We start from the raw sequence: 15401 nt of genomic DNA, 5'->3' as shown, positions 1-15401 counted from the left end.
TTTCAACATTCGGCGCTGGGTTTTTGTGGGTGCTGTCCAATCCGCGGAAGCAAGCTCTGCATGACCGCGTGGCCAACACGGTGGTGATTGATGTTGCAGCCACGCTCAGCAATTTACCGACAAGGAAATGAGAGCGGGTTCCGCAGGTCAGATGCGTCCGACACTCCCTCGCCTGATGGACACATTGCGCCGGTGATGCAAGAAATCGCATGCCCTGCAAGTAACCAGGCGGCGACCGTTGGTTCTATTGAGCCCAATCGCCGCCACGTTCTTCGTCGGCACCCTTGCTGGTACTAGCAGTATGTGAAGTCGATGTTTGTGCGTCGATTCGATGGGCTGTACCACCGAATGGAAACGCCCCGTTTTTGGGGCGTTTCCAATTCATGCTTTCGACTTGTTTTTGGGTCGCTGCTTGGTCATTTGAGGGCTTTTCGCGCCCGGCGCCTTTCCGGCGGCCTTCGCCGGCGAGGCTACCTTCTTCTTGCTCGACATTTCGGCTTCAGCCCCGTGAGCAGGCGAGGTCTTTCTGGGCGATGGCATGATGTACTCCTTATTTCTCGTGCCGTTATGGCACCTTTCCACAATAGGTGAGGTGCTCGCGAGAATCAAGGGTCGAAAGCAGCGTAACCAGTAGACGTTCGGCGAAAATCTGTCGCGTCCTGGAGGCCCCTGCGGTGGCGTGCCGGTTCGATTGCCATGATGACATTGTGGCCGCAGACAGTCTTCTTGACGACCGACCTGCAGCGTGACTGTCTCTAGCTCGGTGGACGCGCGCGGGACCGCCGCCATCCGTCGAGTTCCTGCGGATGGTCGCACCGAGGATGACGGTAACCGAGTTTGGCGCACGCGTCGCGACCGTGTTTTCCTTTGGCCAAAGGAACTGCTCGAGAAGAACCTCAATCGCAACGCGCTTGCGTCGACCGTTCAGCACGACTTCTTTGACGGCAATCCTTCCGGCTGGAAGAGGTATGTCGCCCACATGCAGAAAAAGGTGAGCTGGTTTGGCACCGGGCTGCCCGAAATGAAAAGCGTTGCTTCGGAAAAACCGGCGTACGCTGCCGCTGAGGGCGCGAGTCCGGTAGAAGCGTCGGTCGAGTCAGAACCGCCCGCTGAGTAGGATGCGCCCGACGAGAGGAAGGGTTGGCCTTGGCCTCAGCGACGTCCTGAGCTAGCGCGCTTATGGCCTACGCCACGACGCATCGCAGCCTCGTGGCGACCGTACCAATGCAATACGCGCTCGCCGAATCGACCGCGAGAGGAGCCAATCAGCCGCCTTTGACGATTTCCCCCGGCTTTGTTGCCGACGCGGCTTCCAAGGAGTCGCCTCGGCACTTTTGTCCGTGTCACGGTTCCACTGTCCTTTTTTTCGACAGTCGCTTAGAGGAGCGGGAGCTATAGACCGTCACCCTCCAGTTTCCGAAGCACCCCCGTGATGACCTTGTGTGTCGTCTCCAGGTCCTTTATCCGAAGGTCCTCCGCAAGGTTGTTGACCCATGGCACCTGCAGGTGCATCGCATGCTCGAACACCTGCTTCCCTTTGTCCGTCAATACGAGAAGGGCCGCCCGTCGGTGGTGCGGATTGGGCTCAAACGAAACGAGTCCTTCCGCCGCCAGCTCGTTGACGATGCGCTGAACGTTCTGGCGGTGCGCTCCGATATCGCGCGCGAGCCACGCAACCGGCTGCGGCCGCTCAGCTGCGGCGATAGTGCCAAGAATCTGCCAGCGGGCACTCGTCAAACCCACTTCCGCGACCAGTCGGTCTCCCGCCGAGAGTAGTCGATTGTTGAGGCGAAAGAGGTCCAGAATCATGTCGGTCAAGGCCGTTCCGGCAGGCGTTCGCTTCGCTTTGCGCATCTATCACCATATCTCACGTATGGTGTAATGATTTCATATNNATATGAAATCATTACACCAATAATTTGCAGAAGGAGCTTGCCATGCTCATCCGCCCCCTCGACCCTGTCTTTCCGATAGAACGTCAGGTCGCAATCGATGCCTCCCCAGTCGTCCTGGTGAACGTCTTTACACTGGAACAGGCCGACGAGCAGACGTTCCTCAAAGTCTGGCAAGACGATGCAGAATTCATGAAACGTCAGCCGGGCTTCATTTCCACCCAACTCCACCGCGCAGTTGGTGAGAGTCCGATGTATCTCAATTACGCCGTCTGGGAATCCACCGCTCATTTCCGGGCCGCGTTCACAAATTCTGAATTCAGGGCGAAAGTTTCAGCCTATCCGTCCTCGGCCGCTGCCAGTCCGCATCTGTTCCAGAAAGTTGCTGTAGCAGGGATTTGCGTCGCATAGGTAAGCATTACCTATCAAAGGTGGACACTGGCCGGCCATCAAGAATCATCGGTTCCGGGTCGGCACTGTCACTCTTTCCGGTTGCCTCTCAGCCAAGCTGACAACCAAAGGTCAAGACAACTCTGCGTATTCACCGACGACTTTCACCCGCTGCAATACGAATGCCGATACGGAGATTCGCGCATCTAAGATTCGCGGCACGCGCGATATAACTTCGATTCGCTACAGATGTCTTTACCTCTTCCTCAACCGAGGACTTCCTTGAGACATCGGAGCCATCAGAATGGAGGGACTCTTTTGAACCGAACAATGCGGCCCTCAGGCAGCGCGAAAGAAGTTTCTGTACATGCAAGAGCCCGGCTCCACCAGGCGGACGCCCTATGCAGTCCAATCGGACTACGTGCAAGTGAAACGCGTAGCGTGGACCTGACCAACCTGAACCCCAGTTGACAGAGTTTTCTGCGGGTCTCAGACCCAAGACTTCCACCGACCGACACACGAATTTCTTCTTCTCATCCGGAGCTTTTCCGGACGACTGGACGCTCGACGCGAATTCCGTCGTGCTGAGTGCTCTCGATGCTCACGTCAAGGAAGCCCATTGGATGGCCCGCCAGCTTCAGGTCTCAGCCTCATATCGGCAGCCGCGACACACGCCCACGCGACGTCAAGTGCGCTGAGGTTCAGTGGACAGCCAGGCGGGTACGCCACCACGCCATTAAGCTTGCCACGAATACACCCCAGCACGCACCAAGGACCAGCATTATGAACGGAATGGCGGCGCACATCGTGTCGAACGAGAGTACGCGCAGTCCACGCGGCAATGCGTATTGGTCACTGGCCGCGAGGAACAACGCGACGAGTCCAGTAGACACAGCCGCGCGCCCGTGCATGAAGGCACGGGCGGGCCGCACACGGTAGCGGACGATTACGTATGCGAAAAAGTAGGCGACGGCGGCAGGAGCGACCAGCAAGAGCGAAAAGAGCTCGTCGTGGTGGACTGCAAAGCCCATCAACGCCTCGCGCAGATTGCCCAACGCTGCTTCCAACATTCTGATTTGCCCTCGTGCTACGTTCTCGCCGGTGCCAGTTTCACCCGTTTGCCGTCATCGGACTGACCAGCCTGACAAGCGGAAAACAACTCTGCCATCGACAACTCGCGGCCATCACATGAAGCGCCCCGAGGTCAAAAACTCTCACTTATTGGTGCTCTCCGCCGAAGAGTCAATACCAGTGTATACCCTCGCGGAAGCATTGGGTCCAGGTCGGCCGCGACGGGCGATTCCACGACCGCACCACACATCACGATGCCATTGCGATAAGGGGGCGCAGACGCATGCGGTTGGCGGCGGCACAAGAAAAAACACTTCTTCAAGAGTGTCCCAGATAGGCCGATTCAATTGGCACCCCGACGGCTACCGTCCTGTAATGGAACATTCGTCGTTTGCAGTTCCCGCATCTGTCGACGTCCGCAGAGCACCCTTACGCAGCCCAGCGCGGAGGACGTTATACGGGCCGATCACGGCTAATATCAATGCACCTGGGAGCCGGTGTCGAAAATGCAGCCGACCCGGGAGCTTCCATACGACGCGCTTCATCAGTTGGTCACCATTGCCGAACATGCTGGGCGTTGGGCATACATTCTCAGGAGGCGAACATGGCTGATTTTCAGGGACAGGTTGCTACAGCCCAGCAAGCAAATCTTGACTTCTTCTTCGGCCTGGCCGGCAGCATGCTGGAGGGCGAGGAAAAGCTCGTGAGACTTAATCTGGATACGGCGAAAACAGCGCTTGCCGATTGGTATCAACGTGTGCAGGTCGGGCTAGCGAAAAAGGACGACCAGGAAGAAGTTACTGGTCTGCAAGACGCGCTGGCGCTGCACTCGGCGGAGAAGGTCCTGACGTACGAACGCCAGGTTGCCGAGATTGCTTCGTCCACGCAAACGCACCTGACAGAGGTCGTCAATGCCCGGTACCAGGTGGTCAGCCGCCAGGTTCAATCGTTCGTCGAGAATCTCGCGCAAAACGCCCCGGTCGGCTCAGAAGCCGCAATCGCATTTCTGAAACAAGCTATCACGCTGGCGAACACCACTCAGGAAGGCGTGCAAAAGGCAACGAAGCAGGTAGTCGAAGTCGCGCAAAGTAACCTGGAAGCCGCAACGAAAGCCGCATCGGAGGTGACCGAAGCGGCTGACGAGGCAGTCGAGAAAGCGGCAAAAGCAGCGAAGACGACGAAGCAATAATTTGGAGGAACACTGAACCTGACGTGGCCGCGCGGCGAGCTTACCCGCCTGGCCACACTGATGGTCGACAATTGTCCCGCTTGCCCTATCAACTAAAGCCTCACCGGAGTGCTGAACATGAGTTGGGACGTCTCGTTGTACAAGTTCACTCGGCGCTATAGCAACATCCAGGAGATTCCCGGCGTCGAGCAGCCCTATCCACCAGGGCCCCTTTCCGAAGTTCAAACGGCAGTGTCAGATGTCTTTCCAGGGACGAACTGGAATGCCCCTGTCTGGGGCATCTATGACAGCGAGTTCGGCTCGATTGAGTTCAACGTTGGAAAGGACGATTTGGTGCCAAGCCTGGCCCTACACGTACGAGCAAGCAATGCGATCGTTGGTGGCATCCTCCGGCTCTGCGAACGCCTTGGCTGTCAGGCCATAGATATTTCGGATAGTAGTTTCCTCGACCAGTGCGAGCACCCCGCCGCCGGCCTGGAGAGATGGCGTGAGTATCGCGATCAGGTTATCGAAAGGCTCGGGGCTAATTGCTTCAAACTCTTCTGCTTCGAGTCACTCTATGCCCTTGGCATAGAGTCGCGTCAGTGAACTGCACGCGACGCACTCGGCCGACCCAGTGCGGCCATGAAGGGACGCTGCGGCAACCGCATCGCAATGCGGTCCCTGTTCCGTGCCGCGCTCAGCCAGACGGCACGAGGACCTTGTCGGCTGCGCCTCTCGGCACGGCACTCGGATCGCATGCTTACGGTGATAGCCCGTCAATTCAATGAATTCGTCCAGGATCTGGCGTTTCTCCATCCGGTCAGAACGTCGATACCGCTCGCCGACTGCCTCAGTCAATTCCCTTCGCGTTGTCATGCTGAGCCGCCTAGTCATAAGTCGTTCCCGCCAGCATTCTGATGGGTAACAAATTACATGAGGCAACAAGCACCGCTCGGTAGCAAAATTCCTGAGTCAATGCGACGGCATGCGTTAGCCTCCATGCGGAGGCGGCGAGCGTGATGGCCACTCCGGTCAGCACCTCAACGCGAGGTTCCAGTGTCGCCAGGATGATGGCGATAGCCGGCAACGTATGAAGTTGGGTGGATCCGCCACGACATCCCCCGGCCTCAGCAGGTTGGACGACACGCCGCTGGGCACGAAAGCAATGCCGTACGGATTGAGATCACCCCTGGTCGGAACCGTCGACGCGACCGTGGATGACGGTGGAAGGATCGGGTCTCCACGTGCAATGGAGGACCCCAGCGACAATACGACGAAACCGATTCCACACACGGTGCTGCGTAAGCGCTCGGGCAACAAGCGGATCCGGGGATCGAGTTGCGACGAGTCGATAAACTGTGTGGGTGGTTCGAAGGCAGACAACTGACGTGAAGCTTTCATGGGGGACCTCCTTCTTTTGGGACCACCCCCAGCTGCGTGGGCAGCGGGGCAAGCTCTGAGAGTCTGCAATGCTTCAACGCGAAAAGCCGCGGGTATGTAAATGAGCAAGCTCCTCACATTCCCTGCTTCTCTGTGCGGCATCGCACATAGTGCGCGGTCGAAAGCAAACTGTTGTTGAGGAGGTAACTCCGGATCGACAGCAGGTCTGGAAAGCCCCCGCATCAACAAGAAGCTTATATCTCGTGGCAGGTGAACTGCGCGAGTTGCATTTCCTCGCGCTTTGTCGGTTTCCCCTCCTCCTTGCGGCGTGGCTTCAAAATCCAACGTGGCAACAAAAAACTAACCAGAATAGGACTGCCGAATATATTTGTCTGCATTGACCGCCATGCAAGCGACCGCGAAGATGTCTTGCGCTCAGTATGGTCGGACAGTAAGTGACTGCGCATCGGGATGGCACAGATGGAAACGCGTGTCCATTGTGGCCGCCCTCTTCTCATGGTTTATTTTCGACTGTCCCCGGACACAACAACGTGCCAAAGATCAGGTGAACAGTACTTCTTTCGTTTATGCACTAAACATAGATGCGCGTTTGACCGATTACAAGGCGTTCTCTTTGCCGTGTCAGCGGACGACGCCGTTAAATATACGAACCTGTCAGTGTCATTACGTTTTGCGAATGAGAGCGCCTGTCGTCAGACAGTCCGCCAAAACATTTTCATTTTTTTAAAGCACACGACTAAAAGCGGCTGTCCCTATTCTCATGTTCCGGTTCGCTAACGATCCTGACCGGAGCTGTTCCGCGAACTGCACAAAACTAAAGTCAGGATAATCGAGGGGTAAATAATGGTGTTATCAATGCTCGCTTTAAAACAAGCACTTTTTTAAAGCACGCGACTAAAAGCGGCGTCCCGGCTATCGCGAAATTTATATGCGTCGTGGGTTGCAATCAACCAGTCGCTGCCCTAGGCTTTACCCAGATATTAAAAAGTATCCCTCGCCTCATCGTGAGCTTGTTGGGGTGTCCGGGGCGATGTAGTGAATCAAGACTAATTGGCGACTATGGACACTTACTTCCGGCACATACTCACGATACCCCGTCAGTAGCGCGCTGGCGCGCCCTCCCCGGTGTACGCGTGCGCTTGTCTCTGTGACTGATGAACACAGAGTGTGGGCGATTACGATTGTTTGCTTTTGGTCCATCCGGGAGACGGACGTCCTATGCACGCCGTGCGAAGTCCGCTGTCACTCATAACTCGCCCCAAAAGCAGTTTCGCAATTTCTGCGGCCGACTTGTTGCGCCACTGCATGCCGGCATCGCGCTGGCCGTTGTCCGCCGCTCTTCGAACCGGCCACACGGTCCCGGCCTCCCCCAAAGAACACGCTTGGGCTCACCGGAAGGTCGCCATGAAAAACATGGTCCCATTCATCAAGAGAGCATTGCATATAACAGCACTCGCCCTAATGGTCGCAACGACATTGAGCGCCTGCGGCGGTGACAACCAAGGTTCTGCCGGTTCTGCCGTCAACAATTCGGCGTCGTCGACGCCGGCAAACGGAGGATAGGGCACGTTAGGTGAGCCCGGCCCTGTATGGCCTTGATGTCCCACGAAGTAGCAAATACCAATGGAGGCACCAAATGATTGCATGTTCGCGTATTTCTTCGCGCCGTAGCTCACTTCAAGCTAAACGTGGGCACAAATGTCGAGATGTGCTGCGCGCCACCCTGCTGTCTGCGGTGGTTGCGATGGGCGCGTGGTCGGCCGGCCAGACGAGCGCCATTGCTCAAGGCGTTCCAATTCCTGCGCCCACGCCACTGGACAATGTGCAAGTCAATCCGACCATCGACAAGTACTTCCTGAAAAACAAGCAGAACGAGCCAGCTCTCGCCCAGAACCCCAAGAATCCATTGAATCTCGTCGTCGGTGCCAACGACTCGTATGGCGAGCCCGAATGTACCGATGCCACCCCGTCGAAGTGCTCCCTTTCGTTTACAACGTCGATGTCGGGTTTCTATACATCGTTCGACGGTGGAAGAACGTGGTCGTTCGGAGGTCTTATCGACCTGTCCGGATTCGGCGAATATGCCTTTGGTGACCCGTCCCTTGCCTTTGACCGACAAGGAAACGCCTATTACGCGACGCTCGCGTTCCCCGATAACTCGCCACCCGGGGCCTCCCCGAGCGACTTGTTCGTCGCCAGGTCCACAGATGGTGGCAGCACCTTCACTTCCGTCTCCAAAGCCAGTGGTAATGCCCAGGGTATTTTTGACGACAAGGACTCCATTGCCGTTGGCCCGGATCCCGGGAATCCGTCGCAGGACAATATCTATGTTGCCTGGACGAAATTGTCGGGTGGAGGCAGCCACCCGAATCAGATTCTCTTCGCACGATCGACGGATGGCGGAGCCACATGGGACAAGCCATTGCAACTGAGCTCGGCTGACACTACCGCCACCACATTCCGCACTGGAGCGGCAGTCAAGGTTGGTCCTGATGGAACAGTCTATGTCATCTGGCTTAATACCAAGGGAACGCCAGGTATCTTCATGACTACCTCCCGTGATGGGGGAAATTCGTTTTTACCGCCCGGGAAAATCATCACTGTTGCGGCTGTCAACGATGACGGTGTACCGCTATCGGGAACGAGTTTCCGTCAAACAGGACGACTGTTTCCTTCGTTGAGCATCGGTCCCGATGGAACGCTTTACGTCGTCTGGTGCAGCCACACTAATAACCATGCGGACGTATGGGCAACAAGTTCGACCGATGGTGGCATCACCTGGTCGACTCCTGTCAAAGCCGGGCACCTGGACAATCAAAGTGCATTCTTTGCCTCAGTCTCGGCGGATCCGAAGAACAAGGACAAGGTAAACGTGATTTTCCAGGCTATGGATGACGTTTCGTCCGGCACGGCGCCGGGCGTAGGAGTCGTCCATTACGACAGTTTCTTCACGCAGTCCACGGACGGGGGAGCGACATTTGGGACACCTGTACGCATCAGTACGATGCGGTCCGACCCTGACGGGTCAAGCACCAACGGCCTGGGACAGCAATTCCTTGGTGACTACATTACCGCCGTCTCCGATTCACAGGGAGGGCGAGTGTTCGCTGTATGGACAGACGCACGTAACGCCAGCCCCTGCGCTGTCGTAGACGCGTATCGCGCCGGGGCAACGGCGCCCAATGTCATCACACAGTGTCCGAAGGCGTTTGGCAACACCGATATCTATTTTAGCGGTGTGAACTATTGAACCTGGGGCGCGGCCGACGACTGTCGTCGGCTCAACCCTCCGAGCAGGCCGCACTGCGTCGCCGCAGTCCACGCCAGCAGCGTGTCAGGTTGTGCGGCGATCAGTGGCCTTGTTCGAAAAATTGCTTTCGTCTGGGCCATCTCCAAACGCAGCCGCTGCCGCTGCTTGCCCTACGCTCATCGGCGCATAGTCGTTACCGTCTGAATCTCGCCCAACGGCTGGACGATCCAATTACGTCAGCATGAAAACGAATACTAATAAACGCAACGTCGTTGCGAGACGATGTGTCGCTCGCCAGCGCCCGATTGATCAAGCTGCATTCAATTGCCTGTAAGAATGAAAGGAGATTTTTATGTCGCGCTTCATGACTCGATGTGGGCTCGGTTGGCTCCTGCTGCTGGTGATCCTGTGCTGGGTCGGCCTGGCCAAAGCGCAGCAGTTTCAGTATCAGTATGTTTCTCTGGATGCCGCAGTACCCGCGCCTTTTCTGTTCTGGTCTCCCTCAGCGATAACTGACGGCGGCCGAGTTTATGGGACTCTGTACTCATGCGGTGACACGAATTGCGATTACCTCGTCACCACCACGGCCGTATGGGCGGCGGGCACCATCACACCCCGTCAACCCGGGATCACGTACACAGCCAATGACGAGGGCACCGTCGGGGGCAGCGTGCTGACTGACCCTGTCAACTTCTTAGAACAGGCCGCTCTGTTCCATTCTGACGGCTCCGTGGAACTGATCCCGCGTCAACCAGGAGAGGTGACGAGCCGGGTGACTGCATTGAACGATTCAGATACGGCGATCGTCGTATCGTTTAGCGCCTCGTCCCGGTCATGGGTGCTGTACCAAAATCATCGGTCGACCCTGCTCAACTTCGGCCCGACTATCGCGAATCCCAGCGTCACGGGAATGAACAACCAGGGGATCATTTGCGGGATTACCGACGCGCGTGGCTTTCGCTTTGATCCCCGCACGAATCAGGTGACGTTGCTGAATCCCGTCACCGAACCGGAGGCCTGGACGGTTGGCATCAACAGTCGTGGAGACATGCTCGGCTGGTCATTCGTGCCTGGCGCGCTGGAACGGATCGGGGTATGGGACCCGGACGCTTTATTCCAGACTTTCTTTGTCGAAGGAACGCCCCAATACCCGACCGTCAGTAACGAACTTGTCTTCAATGACCACAACCAGATTGTCGTTTCAGAGGTCAACGAGCCCACCGGGAGTTTCCAGCGCAGCTACCTTGTCCCGACCCCCGGTGTGCGGTTGAACATCGCCGATCTGGTGGGGAATCTCCCTTCTGGGCTGAATCTGGGTGCCATCCAAGGCATCAACAATCACGGGGACATGATTGGCTTTGATTTCTATGGTGGTGGCGATTTCCTGCTTCAGCGCGTCGACGCTTCAGGCTCCTCGTCGACCATGGCGGCAAACGCGGCACCCAACTCGTCCGTCAGGAAGATACCAGCAGCAACGGCCGCCGGGTGGCGTCGTTACATGTCGCCTCAACACGCAAAGTTCTCGGCTGGCCTCCCACAAGGCATCGCTGACAGTCTGCTGTTGCGTGTACGGTGACGTGCGTGTGCTGCGGAGGGCCCAGATTCTTCGCGCCGGATAGTATGATATGCCCGACCCCGTGTGGAAGGGGCATTCGCGGCACTGAGGTCGTCAATCGCGCCTGTTTGGGTCGCACGGCTTACGACATTGCGCGCGCCCCCTCCCGTCCGTCAGCACTGCCTTCGCCACCGCCAGCTCGCTGGCTCGACAGAAAAGCATGGATTGCCCAAGTCGAGCCTGATTCACGTAGTCAATCTCCATCCAGTCCAACTCCATATGGGTGTACCGGATGATGGCTTCGAGGTCGGCGCTGAACCACTCTCCGTTGGTACGGTACTGGGCAAACTGCGCGTGACACTGCGCTTCTGTCGCACGACAGTCCGCCACTTTCGCGTTCACGACTTTGACCAGCACACTCCCGTGGCTGCCCATCTGCGCGCGTTGGCGACGGTCGACTGTGTACGTATGGCCAGTCTTGCTTAGAGAGCGTTAGGCACTTTCTGTGAGACCTGGTATCCTGGCTGGATGACAAGAGCAAACCGCAAAGGCTATCCAACTAATGTGTCCGACGAAGAATGGAGCTTCGCGGCACCCTATCTGATGTTGATGAACGTCAGCGCGCCGCAGCGCAAATATGAACTGCGCGAAATGTTTAATGCGTTGCGCTGGATCGCGCGGGCCCGGTGCGCCCAGGCGAATGTTGCCCAATGACTTTCCGCCCTGGGAGATGGTTTATCAGCTGACCCAGCGCTGGTTGCAGGCAGGCTGCTTTGAGAACATGGTCTGTGACTTGCGCTCGATCATACGCGTGGCACAGGGACGGCAAGGGCAACCCAGCGCCGTCATCCTGGATGGCCGCACGATGCAGTCAACGTGTGAGAGTGGCCCGTGTGCGGGATATGACGGCTATAAACGCAAACGCGGCAGCAAGGTCCACAATTGCGGTGCACACACTGGGGCAGTTGCTGGCGGTGCACGTGACACCGGCCAACGAACAGGAGCGCGCACAGGTGGCAAAGCTCGTGCGTCAGGTGCAGCAAGTCACGGGACAAACTGTCAAGGTGGCATTTGCGGATCAGGGATACACAGGCGAAGAAGCTGCACAGGCCGCACGCGACGAAGGCATTGACCTGCAGGTGATCAAACTGCAGGAAGCAAAAAAGGGGTTTGTACTGCTGCCCCGGCGGTGGGTGGTCGATCGCAGCTTTGGCTGGCTCAACCGCTTCCGCCGCCTCGCACGCGACTATGAGCGACTACCAGAAACCCTTGCCGGGCTTCATTTTGTCGTGTTCGCCATGCTCATGCTCGTTCACGCGGCGCCAGTACTTCAAAGTGCCTGACAACTCTCTTGGCACGTGTAAATCACTGGTAAGCATGGGCACCTGACTGCCGTCTCGCCGATATGCGACATTCGCACCCAGCGCTACATCCACTGGCAAGTTCCGATGCCGAAAGTGGATAACGAAGGTTGGGACTTGCAGGAACATGAAGGAAAGCCCGGAGTCGTGGTTGTCGTGTCGCGGTTGCTGGCAGACGGCGCGCGACGCTGTCCGGTGCCGCACCCCATGAGTTGCGGACCATCGTCACATCGGGCTGCGCGCTCCTCGATCTCAGTGCGGGCATGAACGCGACAGCAGCGCAAAGCCGGAAGCGCCCGCGACACCTCACGAACGTGCCGTGGAGCTTTTTTAGAAAGCCCACCTTGGACGATAGCGGACACGCTGCCGTATAACAATCGGGCGCATCGAAAAACAATAGGCGGGCAATTCGCGATCAGGTTGCAACGTCAACCAGTCCCGCAAGGCCGGCATCACATGGCCGCGAAGTTCCGATGGCGCTTGTGCGCGCCGGACGCAGCCTGCTCAGGCCGCATTCACGACGTCCTTGAACGCCTTGCCAGCCGAGAACTTCACGGTTTTCGCGGCCGGAATCGTGATGGTCTCGCCCGTCGACGGATTGCGGCCGCTACGTTCGACGCGGGCGCCCGTCGAAAACGAACCGAAGCCGATCAGCTGGACGGTCTCGCCGCGCGTAACGGCCGCCGTCACGGCTTCTAGAATGGCATCAATGGTCTCGCCCGTGCTGGACTTGCTTTCCCCGGTGCCAGCCGCGACCGCATCAATGAGTTCCTGTTTGTTCATCTATGAGCTCCCTTTGGAAAACGCACCCGCGCATTGCGGACCGGCCGCCTACCCTACCGCACATGTGCGGCACAAGGCAACCCGTGAGGTTTTTAAGAACGGCGTTTTCCCCTCACAAATGCCGCTTCCTGTTGTCGGCCGGTTTTGGCGAAGCTGAGTGAGTAGTGATGCGCCACTGACGGTTAGTTGCACACGATGCGGTGCGAGTCGTTGAATACAGGCAATTGCAGCGATATCCTTCGCACCTGAACGGCATCGCCGAAGACAGAGGACGTACGGAAGGAAACGACACAATGCGACTGCGACGCATCACAGCACGCCGCTCATCGGTGCATGGCAAGGGACTCTTTGCGCTGCAGCCCATTGCCGCCGGCGAGCGGCTCATCGAATACAAGGGCGAAGTCACCAGCTGGCGACGGGCCGCTGCCCGACAGCGATCGGAAATCGGGCACACATTCGCGTTCGGTCTTTCCGACGGACGTGTGATCGATGGCAGCCGCGGAGGAAACAGTGCCCGCTTTCTGAACCATGCATGTACGCCCAACTGCGAGGCAATCGAAACAGGCGACCGCGTCTTCATTCATGCACTCACTGCCATCAGGCCAGGCGAGGAGTTATTTATCGATTACGGCCTCGTCATCGACGGCGAGATCACCGACGACATCCGGGCACAGTACGCATGTCATTGCGGTACTTCCTCGTGCCGTCGATCGATGCTCAGCGGCAACGCGACGACACCATGACCGAGGTCGCGCGTTCAGATGGATTCCACTGACGGACAATCTTCCAGTCTGCGAATTGAATAGAGAGGCGTCCTCCAGTGCGTGATGTCGTCGACCCGTTTCGGACGATGATGGGAAGACCACGTCAACGGCAGCTTCCAGGGTGCAACGGTCGTCCTCGCCAACGTGCTAGCCGACCTTTGAAGCCTCCGGTGAAAGCGCACTATTCGCATCGTGCGATTCTGAACACGCCTGTCATTTTGTCCGAAATCTACCTGGCACCTGCGAAGATCGTCGATTACACTATTTTTTGCTATGCGGCCTTAATGCGTGGCTGACTCACGAAGTCACAATTGCGCGGACTTTCGTGCCCGTCCTTCTGCACGTGTCCGCCGACACCGAGCGAAAAATAACCTCGGTGAAGCGTCTCGCCATTCCATTCATTACTTTGGCCAAGGGCCGGGTTTTCTCAACCTCACTCGGCAACACGCGGCCGCATAGATGGCCCCTCGTTCTCTTATCGCTTGCACCGCCAACAGCGCCGCAGCCAGGTATCACTGCGGCCGTTAAATTCTTTTGATTGAATTGGGCACCTAATCCAGCCAGGCAATAGGCCCCTGCGTGCTGTGGTGTTAAGCGCCTGATTCGGTGACAAGGAGATGGACATGAAGATCAGGTATTTAAGCATTTTGTCCGCCACAGCATTTGCACTTCTCTCGCTCAGTGCTCCCGCGCAGGCCGACGGCCTTTGCTCGAACGCAACGCTAAGGGGACCGTTTGGGTTTATCGGTCACGGAGAGATACTTGGATTGATAGGTGCCGACGGTAAGGTGCATCCGTACGCCGCCGCGTCGATCCTCGATGACGTCGCCCTGGTGACGTTCGACGGAATGGGCCATTTTTCACGCACCGACTTCGGCGTTATCGGCGGTTTGCCGAAAGGGGGGAAGACGACATTCAATCCGGTCCAGCACGGCATCTACACGGTAAACTCCGATTGCACCGGCACTATGAAAATCATCTATGACGCCGGCGGAGCCGTGCCGGCCGGCGTCGAGACTGATCTGAACATCGTCGTCGCTGCCGACGGGACGCTCATCGAATCCATTGTCTACAGGGCCGTCACCGTGTCAGGCTCTAGCGCGGATGGCCAGGCAGTGTGTCCGCCGAATTGCGAGCAAGGTGTGCAGGAAAGCTTCGAGGGGAAAAAGGTCGTGGTCTACGGCTTCCGCGAGTCGAGTCACTGATGGGTTCACGCTCGCTACAACGCTTGTCATGAGGGGAGTTGAGAACGAGCCTGGGCGCAGGTTTTCGCCCTTTAATGACTGCGCCTGGCTACGTTGACCGTCACTCCGTACGTGCGCCCAAGTCCCTGCGTGCGGGTGTAGGAGAATCGGTATCCCTCAGACTTGATCATCGCACCGCCGAATTGTGCAAACGCGCCCCTGTTCCTTGCCACCGACATAACCTTGTGCGCGACTTTGGCAACGGAAAGCATTTCGCTCGTCGCGCACCGTTCAATCGACGACCCGCCATGCCAATGACGCCTTTTGTTATGCGGAAGCTGCCGGCGAGATCGTGTGAGATCCAAGGACCGATCGGGTCGCCTACTGCCTTACCAGTTGGAGCAAAGCGGCCGTCCGAACTGATCGTAAGCCAGAGGTCAGCAAAGCCAATGCGGATTCAACCGGTCGATGCAACACACTAGCGATTGCGCAAGCAGTAAGAGTGTTGCATATGAAGCAGCGACGCCGGATCTATTACAGCGAGACCCAGAAGGCACTGATGTGGGAGCGTTGCCAGAA

General features: G+C 57.5%; 12 protein-coding genes and 2 pseudogenes. 9 read left to right on the top strand and 5 right to left on the bottom strand.

The genetic code is table 11. From position 1 onward, the window contains the following. Positions 1-381: 381 nt before the first annotated feature. Positions 382-540, bottom strand: coding sequence for a hypothetical protein (locus BN2476_RS46415; RefSeq protein ID WP_160111688.1), 159 nt, complete (start codon positions 538-540; stop codon positions 382-384). Between the two features lie 205 nt (positions 541-745). Between BN2476_RS46415 and BN2476_RS08850 the strand changes: the two genes are divergently transcribed. Further along, positions 746-1117, top strand: coding sequence for a hypothetical protein (locus BN2476_RS08850; RefSeq protein ID WP_235850767.1), 372 nt, complete (start codon positions 746-748; stop codon positions 1115-1117). A 275-nt stretch (positions 1118-1392) separates the two neighbouring features. Here BN2476_RS08850 and BN2476_RS08845 read toward each other — a convergent pair whose 3' ends face one another. Continuing rightward, entirely contained in the window at positions 1393-1809 is a 417-nt protein-coding gene (locus BN2476_RS08845; protein ID WP_235850768.1) for a MarR family winged helix-turn-helix transcriptional regulator, read from the bottom strand. Positions 1810-1937: 128 nt separating this feature from the next. On the opposite strand from BN2476_RS08845, the gene BN2476_RS08840 reads away from it, so the two are divergent. Next, positions 1938-2303 (top strand): antibiotic biosynthesis monooxygenase family protein, encoded by a 366-nt coding sequence (locus BN2476_RS08840; protein WP_087733779.1) that lies wholly within the window; start codon positions 1938-1940, stop codon positions 2301-2303. Positions 2304-2983: 680 nt separating this feature from the next. Here the strand turns inward: BN2476_RS08840 and BN2476_RS08835 are convergent. After that, positions 2984-3352 carry a hypothetical protein gene (locus BN2476_RS08835; protein ID WP_087733775.1) on the bottom strand — a complete coding sequence of 123 codons (369 nt, stop codon included), beginning with the start codon at positions 3350-3352 and terminating at the stop codon, positions 2984-2986. A 605-nt stretch (positions 3353-3957) separates the two neighbouring features. On the opposite strand from BN2476_RS08835, the gene phaP reads away from it, so the two are divergent. The 4 genes from phaP (at position 3958) to BN2476_RS08805 (ending at position 10751) form a co-directional block, all read left to right on the top strand. Then, complete coding sequence (gene phaP / locus BN2476_RS08830; protein WP_087733778.1) at positions 3958-4542, top strand: TIGR01841 family phasin; 585 nt, start codon at positions 3958-3960, stop codon at positions 4540-4542. Between the two features lie 117 nt (positions 4543-4659). Continuing rightward, entirely contained in the window at positions 4660-5130 is a 471-nt protein-coding gene (locus tag BN2476_RS08825) for a hypothetical protein (RefSeq protein WP_087733774.1), read from the top strand. A 2431-nt stretch (positions 5131-7561) separates the two neighbouring features. Next, the gene (locus tag BN2476_RS08810; RefSeq protein ID WP_087733771.1) at positions 7562-9175 is read left to right on the top strand and encodes a sialidase family protein; all 1614 of its coding nucleotides are present in this window, start codon (positions 7562-7564) and stop codon (positions 9173-9175) included. A 352-nt stretch (positions 9176-9527) separates the two neighbouring features. Continuing rightward, on the top strand, positions 9528-10751 hold the full coding sequence (locus BN2476_RS08805) for a hypothetical protein (RefSeq protein ID WP_087733770.1): 1224 nt from the start codon (positions 9528-9530) through the stop codon (positions 10749-10751). Positions 10752-10844: 93 nt separating this feature from the next. Here the strand turns inward: BN2476_RS08805 and BN2476_RS49655 are convergent. Beyond that, positions 10845-11198 (bottom strand): annotated as a pseudogene (locus tag BN2476_RS49655) (GIY-YIG nuclease family protein); the annotation flags it as partial. A 60-nt stretch (positions 11199-11258) separates the two neighbouring features. Between BN2476_RS49655 and BN2476_RS08795 the strand changes: the two are divergent. Then, positions 11259-12073: pseudogene (locus BN2476_RS08795) on the top strand (IS5 family transposase). 522 nt (positions 12074-12595) lie between these two features. Here BN2476_RS08795 and BN2476_RS08790 read toward each other — a convergent pair. Beyond that, positions 12596-12874: an HU family DNA-binding protein gene (locus BN2476_RS08790; protein ID WP_087733768.1), complete on the bottom strand. Its 279-nt coding sequence runs from the start codon at positions 12872-12874 to the stop codon at positions 12596-12598. 293 nt (positions 12875-13167) lie between these two features. On the opposite strand from BN2476_RS08790, the gene BN2476_RS08785 reads away from it, so the two are divergent. Together BN2476_RS08785 and BN2476_RS08780 are read left to right on the top strand one after the other, a co-directional pair. Beyond that, entirely contained in the window at positions 13168-13617 is a 450-nt protein-coding gene (locus BN2476_RS08785; protein ID WP_087733767.1) for an SET domain-containing protein, read from the top strand. A gap of 644 nt (positions 13618-14261) precedes the next feature. Beyond that, positions 14262-14843 (top strand): type 1 periplasmic-binding domain-containing protein, encoded by a 582-nt coding sequence (locus BN2476_RS08780; RefSeq protein ID WP_087733777.1) that lies wholly within the window; start codon positions 14262-14264, stop codon positions 14841-14843. The last annotated feature ends 558 nt before the right edge of the window (positions 14844-15401 follow it).

The sequence above is a fragment of the Paraburkholderia piptadeniae genome (genome assembly GCF_900007165.1).
GTDB classification, from domain to species: Bacteria; Pseudomonadota; Gammaproteobacteria; order Burkholderiales; family Burkholderiaceae; genus Paraburkholderia; species Paraburkholderia piptadeniae.
This window is presented reverse-complemented; position numbering and strand designations above follow the sequence as displayed.

Excerpts from the sequence above, each read along its gene's own strand:
- BN2476_RS46415 (WP_160111688.1), bottom strand. The coding sequence starts at position 540 with ATGCCATCGCCCAGAAAGACCTCGCCTGCTCACGGGGCTGAAGCCGAA.
- BN2476_RS08845 (WP_235850768.1), bottom strand. The coding sequence starts at position 1,809 with ATGATTCTGGACCTCTTTCGCCTCAACAATCGACTACTCTCGGCGGGA.
- BN2476_RS08840 (WP_087733779.1), top strand. The coding sequence starts at position 1,938 with ATGCTCATCCGCCCCCTCGACCCTGTCTTTCCGATAGAACGTCAGGTC.
- BN2476_RS08835 (WP_087733775.1), bottom strand. The coding sequence starts at position 3,352 with ATGTTGGAAGCAGCGTTGGGCAATCTGCGCGAGGCGTTGATGGGCTTT.
- phaP (WP_087733778.1), top strand. The coding sequence starts at position 3,958 with ATGGCTGATTTTCAGGGACAGGTTGCTACAGCCCAGCAAGCAAATCTT.
- BN2476_RS08825 (WP_087733774.1), top strand. The coding sequence starts at position 4,660 with ATGAGTTGGGACGTCTCGTTGTACAAGTTCACTCGGCGCTATAGCAAC.
- BN2476_RS08810 (WP_087733771.1), top strand. The coding sequence starts at position 7,562 with ATGATTGCATGTTCGCGTATTTCTTCGCGCCGTAGCTCACTTCAAGCT.
- BN2476_RS08805 (WP_087733770.1), top strand. The coding sequence starts at position 9,528 with ATGTCGCGCTTCATGACTCGATGTGGGCTCGGTTGGCTCCTGCTGCTG.
- BN2476_RS08790 (WP_087733768.1), bottom strand. The coding sequence starts at position 12,874 with ATGAACAAACAGGAACTCATTGATGCGGTCGCGGCTGGCACCGGGGAA.
- BN2476_RS08785 (WP_087733767.1), top strand. The coding sequence starts at position 13,168 with ATGCGACTGCGACGCATCACAGCACGCCGCTCATCGGTGCATGGCAAG.
- BN2476_RS08780 (WP_087733777.1), top strand. The coding sequence starts at position 14,262 with ATGAAGATCAGGTATTTAAGCATTTTGTCCGCCACAGCATTTGCACTT.